The 13,220-nt window shown below is 47.7% G+C and carries 8 protein-coding genes and 1 tRNA gene; 2 read left to right on the top strand and 7 right to left on the bottom strand.

Annotation, left to right across the window (positions count from 1 at the left end):
• Positions 1 to 767 precede the first annotated feature (767 nt).
• From fba to QUB77_RS24310, 5 genes are all read right to left on the bottom strand, one after another.
• Positions 768 to 1,847, bottom strand: coding sequence for a class II fructose-bisphosphate aldolase (gene fba, locus QUB77_RS24330; RefSeq protein ID WP_006633469.1), 1,080 nt, complete (start codon positions 1,845 to 1,847; stop codon positions 768 to 770).
• A 193-nt stretch (positions 1,848 to 2,040) separates the two neighbouring features.
• Positions 2,041 to 2,112, bottom strand: a tRNA-Lys gene (locus QUB77_RS24325).
• 67 nt (positions 2,113 to 2,179) lie between these two features.
• On the bottom strand, positions 2,180 to 3,049 hold the full coding sequence (locus tag QUB77_RS24320) for an aldose epimerase family protein (protein ID WP_445251767.1): 870 nt from the start codon (positions 3,047 to 3,049) through the stop codon (positions 2,180 to 2,182).
• Between the two features lie 137 nt (positions 3,050 to 3,186).
• Positions 3,187 to 5,265: a CapA family protein gene (locus QUB77_RS24315; protein WP_333172247.1), complete on the bottom strand. Its 2,079-nt coding sequence runs from the start codon at positions 5,263 to 5,265 to the stop codon at positions 3,187 to 3,189.
• Positions 5,266 to 5,277: 12 nt separating this feature from the next.
• Positions 5,278 to 5,433: a hypothetical protein gene (locus QUB77_RS24310; RefSeq protein WP_333172245.1), complete on the bottom strand. Its 156-nt coding sequence runs from the start codon at positions 5,431 to 5,433 to the stop codon at positions 5,278 to 5,280.
• A 602-nt stretch (positions 5,434 to 6,035) separates the two neighbouring features.
• Here QUB77_RS24310 and QUB77_RS24305 point away from each other — a divergent pair.
• A complete protein-coding gene (locus QUB77_RS24305) occupies positions 6,036 to 6,347 on the top strand; it encodes a DUF6679 family protein (RefSeq protein WP_006633466.1) in 312 nt (103 codons plus the stop codon).
• Between the two features lie 322 nt (positions 6,348 to 6,669).
• Here the strand turns inward: QUB77_RS24305 and QUB77_RS24300 are convergent, their stop codons facing one another.
• The gene (locus QUB77_RS24300) at positions 6,670 to 8,304 is read right to left on the bottom strand and encodes an MBL fold metallo-hydrolase (protein WP_333172408.1); all 1,635 of its coding nucleotides are present in this window, start codon (positions 8,302 to 8,304) and stop codon (positions 6,670 to 6,672) included.
• 704 nt (positions 8,305 to 9,008) lie between these two features.
• A complete protein-coding gene (locus tag QUB77_RS24295) occupies positions 9,009 to 10,202 on the bottom strand; it encodes an RNA-guided endonuclease TnpB family protein (RefSeq protein ID WP_333172243.1) in 1,194 nt (397 codons plus the stop codon).
• Positions 10,203 to 11,826: 1,624 nt separating this feature from the next.
• On the opposite strand from QUB77_RS24295, the gene QUB77_RS24290 reads away from it, so the two are divergent.
• Entirely contained in the window at positions 11,827 to 13,023 is a 1,197-nt protein-coding gene (locus tag QUB77_RS24290) for a glycosyltransferase (RefSeq protein WP_333172241.1), read from the top strand.
• Positions 13,024 to 13,220: the final 197 nt, after the last annotated feature.

The raw sequence follows: 13,220 nt of genomic DNA, 5'->3' as shown, positions 1-13,220 counted from the left end.
TAACGAACATACATTTGATTTCCCCAAAATACGTCAATATAGTTACACACAGAAAATCATTTAGGATTGCTATATGTGCAACACCAGGAGGATTTATCCTTTATTCGTCAGTCCGATGGTTTGTCCGGGGGGTCGTTTGTTTGTCCGGGGGGTTGTTTGTTTGTCCGCGAGTCCGCGATTCCGCCAGGGGTTGAAACCCCTGTCTCATAGCTAAAGTCGGTTGAAACCGACTGAATAATGGTGACAAATAATCGATTATGGTGACAAATATTTGAGTGTTTATTTAATTTGCTTTTCAGTCCTCTTTTAGAGGACTTTTGCTATGAGACGGGGGTTTCAACCCCCGGCGGACTTGTGGGGTAGCGTAGGGGATTTTGGTGGCGGGGATTTTGGTGGTCCGAATGTGCGATCGACTTGTTGAACACATTCCGCACTTCTTAAGATAGTCAAAAATATGTTGACGAGAAAACCTTATCCTATAAATTTAATCCCAACATATTCTCGCTCATTAATGACTATTGAGAACAAATAAACACTCTTTAATAAAACTCATATTTGTACATCAGCGCAATGCTTGTAGACAAATAATTACAGCCATTTCTTACAAAAAAAATCCCCAATTAATGTTATGATATGCGGAATGTTGGTTCAATCGCCCAGTAACTAAATACATAAACTCGCACAAACAAAAACCGGGCAACTTCAAAGCTACCCGGCAATCCAAACTTTAGACTTCAGACAAATCTAAAATCTAAAACCTAAAATTCTTAAACAGCCACAGTCTTCTTAGCAGAAGAGCTCAATTCGCCCTTAGCATACTTAGCTGCAAAATCATCCAAAGATACTTGCTTAATCTTTGTACCGTGACCAGCGCAACCGAAAGAGTTATAACGATCGCTACAAACCTTCTGCATATACTTGATCGACGGCTTCAAGAAGTGGCGGGGGTCAAACTCATCGGGCTTGGCAAACAAAGCTTCGCGCACCGCAGCGGTAATCGCCAAACGGTTGTCAGTATCGATATTGATCTTGCGAACGCCGCACTTGATACCCTTTTGGATTTCTTCCACAGGTACGCCGTAGGTTTCGCGGATTTTGCCACCGTTGCTGTTGATAATTTCCAGCAATTCTTGGGGCACAGAAGAAGAACCGTGCATCACCAAGTGAGTATTCGGCAAGCGGCGGTGAATTTCTTCAATGCGGCTGATTGCCAAAATTTCGCCAGTCGGCTTGCGAGTGAACTTGTAAGCCCCGTGAGAAGTGCCGATCGCAACTGCTAGAGCATCAACGCCGGTTTGCTCGACGAAATCCACAGCTTGTTCAGGATCTGTCAGCAACTGATCGTGAGAAAGCGCACCTTCAAAGCCGTGGCCATCTTCTGCTTCGCCCATCCCTGTTTCCAGAGAACCCAAACAACCCAGTTCGCCTTCAACGCTAACGCCGATCGAATGAGCAACATTCACCACATCGCGGGTAACTTGAACGTTGTACTCGTAGCTAGCGGGAGTCTTAGCATCCGCTTCCAGAGAACCGTCCATCATCACGCTGGTGAAACCTTGGCGCATGGCAGAATAGCAAGTGCCGGGGGCATTGCCGTGGTCTTGGTGCATGGAAATGGGAATGTGAGGATAGGTTTCAACTGCTGCCAAAATCAAGTGGCGCAGGAAATTTTCGCCAGCGTAGGAGCGAGCGCCGCGAGAAGCTTGCAGAATCACAGGGCTGTTGGTTTCGTCAGCAGCGCGCATGATCGCTTGGATTTGCTCCATGTTGTTGACGTTGTAAGCCGGTAGGCCGTAACCATTTTCAGCCGCGTGGTCGAGCAGCAATCGCATAGGTACAAGCGCCATAGATATTCCTCCTAATTATTTGTGATTTTTGGGCAGTGAATTTTGGACAAGCTCAATTCTTACGATAATCTTAAGACAATTTGCCACCGATCGCGCACTATCTTTCCAGATTTACTTAAAAGTTCAAAAAACAAAATTTTGAGTTCCGAGCATTCCACTCAAAACTCAAAATTTTTAACTCACAAATTTTTTATGGGTCGCCCGGGATTTGAACCCGAGACCAATCGGTTAAAAGCCGAATGCTCTACCGCTGAGCTAGCGACCCGCGAAAACATTGTTACCGCACACAATTTCTAATAGTAGCACCCCTCATTTGAAATAGCAAGTGTTTTTTAAATAAAATTTGCAGTCATCCGAACCAGCATTTCGCAAGTCGCTCCCGGCTGCAAATAAATCAAGTGTTCGCCAGTGTTGAGGGCATTTCGAGGAGCAGTCCAAGGTTCCAAACAGTAAAAATCCTTGCCCTTCACCATCCAGAAAACCAACTTCCCATAGCTGGAGTTGTAACTGAGGGTGAGCCGCAAGCCGCTCGCGGCGTCAGTGACAGTAGCAGCAAGACCAGTGAGTTCGTCAAAGGAAACATCAATTTCATCCAACGTCGGGTCAAAAACCCCAGTGAAGTAACCCTTGGAATGGGTGTTCTGATCTCTGTACTGCATCCCCGGAATATCAAAGCGCAGCTTAGATTTGTCCGTCGCGAAAAAGTAGGGGTGCAAACCACTAGAAAACGGCATGGGTTCAGCAGACAGATTGGTGTATCGCTGAAAAATTTCCAAAGAATTGCCTTTAATCTGATAAGTGAAGGCTAGTTGGAAATCAAAGGGATAAACAGCCAGCGTCTTGTCGCTGCTGTCGAGAATCAGCGTAATAGCGGCGCAACCCTCCGTAACTTGTTCGCCTATTGTCCAAGGCAAGTCTCGAGCAAAGCCGTGCTGTTTGAGCTGACGCTCCACTCCCTTGTGCGTGTAAGTATTGTCGGGGAGATTGCTGCAGATGGGAAACAGGATGGGAATCCCGCCACGTACAGTTAGATCGGGATTGGCGAACCGTTCCGCGTCCAAATAGAAGATTTCTTTGCCTTCAACCAGCCAGCTAGTGGCAATACCGCCCCGTTCCGGCACAACTTCTAGAGTAGAGTTAGCGGTTTCGTCGGAGAGGATATAGGTTTTGTACTGCTTTTGCTTGAGCGCGATCGCAAACACATTTGTCATCGGTAGTAGGTCATTGATCATTGGTTGTCAGTAAATCGGTCGTTAATAATTGGTCGCTGGTATGTTGATGTTCACCCATTACCGCCCCTATCCTCCCCCTGCCTCCTCGTTGTTCCGACCCCCATCGGCTAACCAATGCTCCCAGCTATAGGAGGCAGGGCGATCCGGTGCTTGGAGCGCTTGCTGCTGTTAGCTGGAACGATCGCGGAGGCCGGCTGCTGTTTGAGTGCGACTTCAAAAGATACAGCCCCAGTGGGGGGAAGATAGCTTTGGGGACTCGGCACTGCTCCTTGACTAGGAGATGGGGGCGAAATAAACGGTTCTTTGATGAATGGCTCTTTTGTAAACGGCTCTGGTTCCCGGCTGGGATTTTGAGGTTGAGTGGGGTAGATGCGCGGCGGCAAATTTTGATTCGGAGGTGGGTTTGACTCAATTGCAGGCCCTGTCCCGTTCGGGAAAAATGAGGAGTTGTCCGGCTGTTGGGGCGCAGCCGGCAAAGCCGGCAAAATCAAAGTAGGTTTGGGTTGTCCGGGCCCTTGCTGAGTGCTTTCACCGGAGGTTCCCCCGGAACCTCGCCCGGGCTGGTATGTACCGCTCTTTGCTGCTCCTGGCAATGGAGAATTTGGAGTTTTTGATGCCGCTCCTGGCTGGACTAGGGCATCGAGAACTACAGAAGATTGCATCGGTCGATCGAAAATACTAGAAATTTGCTCGACACGTTTGAGGATGCGATCCGCTGCGGCTCCCTTCACCACCTTCGGCTGAAACTTTTTCACCTCCACAGGCAGAAACTCTACCTTCATATTCCTGTCTTTGAGCGATACTTTCAGGACTGCGGTATCGTAATCCCTGCGAGCATTCGGGCCGAATATAAAATTACCCAGCGAGTAAACTATCGGACGGCCCTTGTAAATTTCTGCACCTTGCAATACTTGGGGATGGTGTCCCACTACCAAATCAGCTCCTTGGTCGATCGTGAACCGAGCCAAATCAATCTGCCAGTCGCCCGGATAATCTGCCAATTCGACTCCCCAGTGGTAATTAACAATAATCCAGTCTACCTGACCCCTAAGAGCGCGAATATCCTCGGCCACGCGATTGTTACGGCGGGGGTTAGTCCCCGCTTTCCCTTGGTCGGCGACGTTAAGCTCGGCATCATAATAACCGAGGTAGGCAATCCGCTGACCCTTAACTTCAATAATATCTGGACGCCTCGCTTGTTTAATATCTCTGCCGGCTCCCAGGTGTTGAATCCCACTACTATCTAGAGTATTCATCGTCTCCACCAGTCCCGGTTCCTCGTAATCCATAGCCCGGCTATTTGCCAGATTGACAATATCCACTCCTCCCGCTGTTAATACTTTCACCGATTCTGGATCGGCTTTAAAATTTAATTGTTTTTTGCCAGACCCCAATGTAGAGCGAGTCAGGGAGTTTTCTAGGTTAACCATCGCCACATCTGCTTGCCGGTACTCGTCCATATTGGCGAAAGCCCATTGGTGATCGTTGGCAGCAGATGCTCCGAGCGCATCCGATAGATTCACATTTCCTCCGAACATCAGCGTTACTGTTGGGTCGTAAGGATTAGCAACTTGCTTTTGCTGTACTACTGGTACCACTTCTAAGGCCGCTTGCACCGTATCCGCACGTTTTGGAGGCGGCCCCGACATTACTGCAGTTTGCTGGTACCCGGATACTGGGGATACTGACCGCAGGGTCAGAGCTTCGTGGTAGCTGACCCAACACCCTAAAATAAATGAGGCCAGTGCCGATCCCACTAGCAGCAGAGAACGATACGTTTTAAATTTAACCCAATCGACTGCCGGTAGGGAACGGTAACGTCGCCGCTGGCGGTTTGCTGGAGTGACAATTCGCACTGACTGTTTCCAGAGAATGTCTGCATCCCCAGCCAAGCGCGCGTGAATTCGCACTCCTTCTACTGCTGGCGAGTTGAGTCTCCAGAGTTGGTGGCAAATAAATTTGACTAAGCCTTCCCGGAGAGTGCTGCCGAGTAATGTAGTATCTGGCGCAAATTCGCGCTGGAATTCTACGAGGATTTGGACGCAGCCGGCCTGAGCCTGTTCGACGCGGGCATAAATCCCTTCGGGTCGCAGCAAGCTGTCAATCCAGTAATTGAGGGCTTGAAAGTTGCCCGATCTCGCTAGCTCCAAGATAGACGGCTGCGACCAATTTTCTGCGTACACCATCAATTAGCCTCCTTAATACGCACGAGCGATGACTCCAATTTGTTTTGAACGGAACCGCAATTCTTTTAGCTTAACCGCCACAGGTTCCGCTGCCCGTTTTGAAGCTAGTTGTTGGCCGCCACCATTTTCTACATTTAGGGGCGGCCTGCTGTCAGTGATTTTTATCACACTCCGGTCAATCGATTTTAGATTTTAGATTTTAGATTTTAGATTGAGTTCACATAGGGTACTCGGGGTCAGAACAAACATCGAAACAAGAGGTTTCTGGGGGACTTGAGGCAGAAAAGAGCGAGATTTCTGAGGCAGAGTCTGTTTTTATTGTCGCTGTTTGAGTGTCGCTTTAGAGCTTTCGCTGTGAAAGTTGAGATTTGAGATTGAGCCTTGACGGTGTTAGTGGGCGATCGAACAAACGTCGAAACAAAAGATTTCTGGGGAAGTAGAGGCAAAAGAGAGCGAGATTTTTGAGGCAGAGTCTGTTGTTATTGTCGCTGTTAATCGGGTGCTGTCGTCAAGTCCTAATGCTTCGATCTATGCTGGCAAATGCCTCTCACGAGGGATGCCACTGGCTGCAGAACCTGTAATTGGATAAATGGCGTACTAGATAGATTTGGTGGTAAAATCAAATTTGGTAACTCCCATCGGTACAAAAGTTGCGGAAAACGTGAAACTGGCCAGTCCATACGGCTGTGCCTTCCGATGTAAAACCCAAAGTACGTTACGGTAAACAGACCATATTTTAAGCAAGTTACACTGCGCAGGAGAACTGACAAATGCTACAGCGCAAAATCTATCAACTCTGTTGTGATGGTCGTGAGGTTTCTATTTTTCTTCGAGATCAGCAACGTTGGATAGAGCGCGCTCGTATCCTAGATATTGAAGGGGATCTAGTCACGCTGCGCTACGAAACCGACGAAGAAGACGAAATCAGCTCTTGGGAAGAAATGGTGCGTCTCGAAAGTATTGGAGCTGTGTCCCAGAAGTTGGCTTCGGTGTCCCGAACTAACTGCGAACCCCTAGTTTCTGACGATTGTCCCGAAGCCGAACAAATTCGCAATCACTACCCGGACTCGAATTTGGAATAGTTTTGCTCTCGCGCTTGAGGCACAAGGAAAACTTGGGGGAAAAGAAAACTACTTTTCTCCCTTTTTTGTGGAGAAATTATGCAAAAAACCCGGTTTAGGCCAAACATATTCTGGGTTGTGACCACATAAGCTATTTTGCCTTTAAATTTAAGCTTAATGGCGGGATCTCCTGCCCACGCGACAAGAGCGTAAGTACACAGTAGTTTAAAAATTCAATGGGCGACAGCTTACCCCTGCTCAAACCGGGTTTTTTGTCTGGGTGCGTCCAGGGCTGTTCTTTTGTTTTCTAGACCTGCAGGCTGGTTTCTAGATGCCCGACAGCTTATTCGCCGTCTGTTTCGCCATCTAGGAAAAGTTCCGACTCCGGTATCGCTTTAAACACGGGACAGTAACCGTCGGGGGTAACTTTAAAGCCAAACAAAGCACTGGACTGGTTCCAACAGCGCTGGCTGCGGTAGTGCTGACAATTGCCACAGCATTCGAGGTTTGCCTGAACGGCGCTGCCTTGAAAAAGCAGTTCCCGCTGGGAGATGCCGCGCAGTACCAGTTCTTCGCCTTGCCAGCGCGCTTCTACCAAACCGGTATCGGCAAAATTGGCCCACCGAGGATCGGCTGTAATCGGACTCGGCAAGCTAATTGCTACCTCTGTCCCCAATTCGCTGAGTTCTCCCTCATAGTTAGTTTCTGGGATAGCGGGCTGCAAAAACATTTCCCCGATCGGCAATTCGACCAGTGTTCCGGCCGCCGGAGTGTGCAACTGGTAGCGGTTTCGCAGCTCGTCCAAGTTAGCCAAGTCAGCCAAATATGCAGGGGAACCGTGGAGTAAAATTACGTGCTGGGGACGCAAATTGTGGATGAGTTGGGTAGTCCCCGGCCCGTCGCAGTGTTCGGCTAGCAGATAAGTTTCGACACTTGTGACTCCAAATAGGGGCCTGTTGCCCAGCCAGTCGGTGACGGGATATCCTGGTTTTTGAGGGGCGAGCAAAATCCAAGGATTTGTGCCATCGGCAACATACAAACCCAAATCAGCTAACTTGTCTGTAATTACAATACAGGGCGTGGCTCCCAATCCGGGGCGTTGTTCGGCAGACAGCCGGCGGACGCGGGGTTTCACCCTTTCGTCCCAAAACAAAGGTTGGTGCAGAGCAAAATTTTGGACGGCGGTGGGAAATTGGGGTAACAGTTCCAGATAAGCGTCGCACCCGTCGGCGACAGTGCCGTCCACCCAAATATCCAAGTCGCGGCCAGTAAAGTAGTGGTGACTGCGGAGCAGCATCAGCATTTCTTGCCCCAAACCAAGGGCCGGCGCGGGCAGCAGTACCGAGTACCCGTCGGCGATGGCGCGGTGGATGCGATCGGCTAACTGATTTTCTAGTTGTCGGCGGTGAGGGTGGCGCGCCGTGCCGTAACTGCCTTCCAAAATTAACACATCCGGCTTCATGCCCCTGAGTTCTCCCAGGGGCAAACCTTCTACCAAACGAGAATTGGACAGGAAAAAGTCGCCGGTGTAAACCACTGTGTAGGTGCGGTGCGGGGCGGCATAAGTCAGCAGCACAGTCGCCGCTCCGGGCAAATGGCCCGATGGGAACAACTGCACGCTCAGTCCTGGGCGCACTTCGAGCGGCGACAGCCAGGGCAGTCCCTGACAGAACCGGGACTCTGGCTGCTGAGCCACTTCTGGCCAGTTCAGCGGTAGCAGTCGCGCTGTCACTTCGCTGGCGTAAATTGGCAAGTGGGGGAAAGATTGATGGAGTGCTAGCAAACCTCTGGCATGGTCAGAGTGGGCGTGGGTACACACCACAAAATCGGCTGGCAGCGATCGATTTAGTGTCGCTGACAGCGGTGCAATATCCTCTATACCGCAGTCTAGTAAAATGCGGTGCGGCCCCATTCGGACTAGCAGACAGACCCCTTCCTGTGCGTGGCCTGCGCCGTAAGGTAAACAATCGAGATCCATCACTGCGGTTAGCTCCCTGCTTTGCACGCAACTTGCAGTATCGCCACATTTAAACATTGGTTGCAACTGCATTCATTCGATCAAGTTCTGTCTCGGACGCAGAAACCGGATTTGATGGACGAAAACACTTTGTTGCCGCCCTCCTTCCCGGTACAAAAACCCGGTTTATCTAAAGTTGTGGTGCGTAAGCCCTGGAGTTAAATGTTTGCTCGAAGGCTCCGGCTCTCGTGCAAGGAAAGTAATTGCACTTAAGATTTGATGCAGCCCCAAGAAAGCGATTTTCCGAAGGCATTGGCGGGACGGGCATTCTGCCTTAGACAAAGTTCAGGCTACTGGTTCTTGCATCAAAAGTTACATTTTATTGCACCATGTAAGAGCAGCGAGCTCGATCTCATATTCTGAGTTTTAAATCTTTTTCCACAATTTGCGCCTGCTAAAAGCTAGTCTTTTTTATGAGAAGATTTTAATTCAGATGCCCAAAGATCTTGATAAAACTTTACAAATCTTCATTTTTAGGGTTTTGAGTGCCGTGTATAGTCCAATCTGAAAAACGGAGAACCAGCATCGGGCTAGCTAACTGCTTTTGTCCGGGCAGACAGAGACTTTATGAGTTGGCTCGGTTTCTTTGTAAAAGTTTGATACATTCTTCTAAGCAAACCTTGTGGCTATCGAGGAGAGAGTGTGAACTACCAGACGCTGACCACTTAAGTGGTACAGCGCTGGCTTCCTGATTCAACAGGGATAGCGTCCAACAAAACCGAAGTTTTACCAGATCGACTTACATCCCCTCCACAGGCAGAAGCGCTAGTTCCTAACGCCAAAATCCGCAAGGCTTCATTTCTAATGTTGAGGGCTGCATTTACATCACGGTCGTGGTGAGTACCACAATGCTGACAACTCCACGCTCTAACATCAAGAGTGAGATTATCAACTCGATTTAGGCATACATGGCAAGTCTTAGAGCTAGGAAACCATCTATCGATCTCGACATATTGTTTTCCTTCGCTCTCAGACTTGTACTTGAGCATCGTGCAGAACATACCCCAGCCAACATCACTAATGGATGAAGCGAAATTATGATTCTTTACCATGCCTTTGATATTGAGACTTTCTACTGCAATAACTTGGTTTTCGTTGACTATCTTGCGGGATAGCTTGTGCAGAAAATCTTCGCGGCATCGGGCAATTTTGGAGTGAACTTTTGCCACCGCCAGTCTTGCCTTTTTCCTGTTTTGACTGCCTTTCTTTTTGCGCTCAAGCTTCTGTTGCTTGCGCTTTAAGTTTCTTTGGCGTTTAACAAAATGCTTGGGATTACCGAACTTGGAACCATCACTGGTGATAGCAAAATGGGTTAACCCGACATCAATGCCAATAGCTTTATCTGCTGGGACTAACTCAGGCTGTTCTTTCCCATCGTCAATCAAAACAGAAATAAAATGTTTGCCGTCCGGGTTGCGAGACACGGTAACGGTCTTGATGTCGCCCTCAAAATCACGATGTCGCCGACAGAAAACTAAACCAATCTTAGGTAGGTTGATATAGTCACCGTCGAATTTGACGTTTTGAGGATAGCTAATCGACTGCCTGCTGTGCTTTGACTTGAATTTGGGCAGCATCGCCCTCTTGTCAAAGAAGTTTTTGTAGGCAGTAGATAAATTCAATGCAACCACCTGCAAACATTGAGAATAGGGTTCTTTTAGCCATTCGTATTCTTTTTTGAGTGCAGGGAGCAAGCCTTGTATGTATGCCCTAGATAGTCCTTTGCCAGTATTCTTGTAAGTTTCTTGACATAGATTCAAAGCATAGTTCCAAAACCATCTCGCACAGCCAAAAGACTTTGAAAGCAAGACTTCTTGCTCATCTGTGGGATAAATTCTGTACTTGTAAGCTTTATACATTTATCAAGATTGCAGAATACCGATAAGATCATAGCGCACAAAAACGATATTGATTCGCTGTCGCTCAATTTATTTTCACCGCGAGTTTTCATTCCGACGCTCACCTTCGGTAGAGCGCGGGACTTCCCATTCGCATTAGTTAAATGGCTTTTTGACCCCGCCCACAAACGGATACAAGTTTCCGACAGGAATCGCCCGCAGCCCAAAGTTTTAGACTCTTGTTCCAGCTCCAGATTCATCTGTGGAGTAAATCTCAAATCGCCCGACTCAGCGCGACTCGACGCTCGTACTCGCCGAAGGTCTGAGCGCGGCTCGATCGCTCACCCAACGTATCGCCGAAGCCTCAAAACTCAAATCTAAAATCGACTGACTGCCCCATAATAGGTTCGTTTACTCCGCTGATTGACTAGGGGACAAAAAGATGCGTTCTTTTGTTTTACCCCCAACATAGCCACCTCAATCCCCCGACAATGGATGATATTCATCCTTCATCCTGTAAAAATACCACTAACTTGCCAGAATTAATCTCAGCTTGATGAGTTTCCAACCAGTCTGTTATCTCGTGTTTTTTTTATCATTGTTGGGTCTTCTTTGGGGTTGGTTTTTAAGTTTTTTTTAGCTAACCCGTGCCTATTTAAAAAGTGTGTAATAGCTGTGTTTGGAGTCCAATAACACTTCGTAGCTCTCTAATATGTATCGTTTGATTTCTGCGATATCCCTGTTGGTTGACTGCATTCAGCAAATGAATGCCGCGCTTTGCACAGGACATTATAGATCGGGAACTGGCCCTCGTCGCTAGGCAAATCTTAACCTAGAAATACCAGTTTATAAAATTTAGTTTTTTGATAAATTAACCGTAGTAAACTTTTAGATAATCCTGAATATTCAGGTTATTATAATAGAATTTAAAGTGTTTTAATAAAAAAACGGATTAATTTACGTGGTTATTGATGGACGCTATCAACTCATTGAGAGCGGGTAACTAAGTGTTATGAATAAACAGCCTCTGAGGAATTTGGAGTTCAAAAAGTGGCTTGTATAAAATCAATTTTTAGCTAAACCCGCCCATACAATATATTTTTTTCCCCTAGTATATTTAGTAGTTGAATTGAGGCTCAAAAAATAGTATTTCAGGGGTTGTCTCTATTATATTCTCACAACTAACTTGGGATTGTTATAGAATTACTACTTGCGAAAATTTGAATTTGGAGAGTGTATAATTGTTGGGTATGTTGTAGAGAATAGTACCCGATCGCAATTCAAGCTGAAAAGAGGAGCGCTGGCACAAACCAGGTTTTGTCAAAAAATAAGGTTCTTAGAGGTGGCATTAATGGCGAGACTGGGGAGAGTGCCGACGATCCATAACACCTGCAATTGACACCAGCCTCAACGAGCTAAGGTGTTCGACGACAAATATTCTGTTGGAAAAAAACTTGACATCAGCGGGTAATAGAAAGTAAAAATAAATAAAAGCAATATTAAAAATAATGCTTTATGTTTGATTCGCGAGCGAGGCTAGGCAAGCATGGGATTGAGAAGTTGCTATCCCATAAAACAATTTTCGCTAAAATACATCCGGTAATATACGGAGTTTATATGATTGATTCGCAATCTAAAATATAAAATGGCAACAGCTATTCTTGACCTGGAAATCTCCAAACTCCCGCCAGAAATTACGGTTGAGGAGCGTTACAGCAAAGCCTTGATTTTAATTCGACTGCACAGCAAACCGATCGGTCAAGCTCTATTTTCGGTAGCCGGAGGTCGCATCGATCGAGATCAATTGCAGGAAATACTGATGAATGCTGCGGGCGAGAACCTGTGGAAAAATTGGCTCTACGATGCCCTCGCATGGGATGAACGCGGGCCCATGCAGGTAATGCCGATCGCCACAGTAGCGGTTTGCACGCGCGATCGCCCGGAAGATTTGCGGCGCACTCTTGAAGCGTTTATGCAGCTCCCAGACGACGGTCAGGAATACTTAGTAATTGACAATTGTCCGGCCACGGACGCTACGAAGGAACTGGTCAAAAATTACCCAAAAGTCCGCTATGTGCGCGAAGACTTACCAGGCTCCAGCGCTGCCCGTAACCGAGCTTTATGCGAAGCTAAACATGAATTCGTAGCCTTTACAGATGACGATGCTGCTCCCGATCCGAACTGGCTGCGATCGCTCTTGCGGAATTTTAGCGATCCGCGAGTGATGTGCGTCACGGGGCTGGTGATGCCCTTGGAACTGGAAACCGAGGCGCAAGAATGGTTCGAGCGCTACAGCCCCCACGGGCGGGGCTTTGAGCGCCAAATTTTTGACGGGGCGCACTGCAACCCGCTGGTTGTCGCTCCTGTGGGGGTTTCGGCGAGTATGGCTTTGCGGAAAAGTTCGATCGACTCTATCGGCTTGTTTGACGAGGCTTTGGGGGCGGGAACGCCCACAGTCGGCGGCGAAGACTGCGAACTGTTTGCCCGCATTTTGCGCGCGGGCTACCGCATCGTCTACGATCCGAGAGCCTTGAGCTGGCACCGCCATCGGGGCACTTGGGAAGAATTGCAAAAAACGCTCCAAGGCTACGGAATCGGAGTCTATGCTTTCTGGACGCGGATTTTGGTAAAAAATCGCGAATTAGGGGTGGTGCGATTGGCTTTGGGATGGCTGTATTCTAAGCAAATTCCTGAATTATTTGCTTCTTTGCGAAAGCAACCGGGATCTATTCCTAGTGATTTACTTTTGGCTCAACTGCGGGGCTGCATTAGCGGGCCGATGGCTTATTTTGCTTCTCGCAAGCGGTTGCAGGAAGTTAAAGGGAAAGTCAATCAATTTTAGATTTTAGATTTTAGATTTTAGATTTACTCCACAGATTAATCGGGGAAATAAAACTAAGGTCTAAGCTTTTTGGATTAATAGTTACTCAGGAGGAAGAGGGAAATTCGGCAACGGATGGTGTAGTGGATTGAAGGGATTTAACAGATGGATATTGATGGGACAGCGAAGAAGTAAGAGTGTTGGGAATTTTTATCACC

The sequence above is a fragment of the Microcoleus sp. AT9b-C3 genome (genome assembly GCF_036705485.1).
Lineage (GTDB): Bacteria > Cyanobacteriota > Cyanobacteriia > Cyanobacteriales > Microcoleaceae > Microcoleus.
The sequence above is the reverse complement of the archived record's forward strand: the minus strand, read 5'-3'. Positions and strand labels throughout refer to the sequence as shown.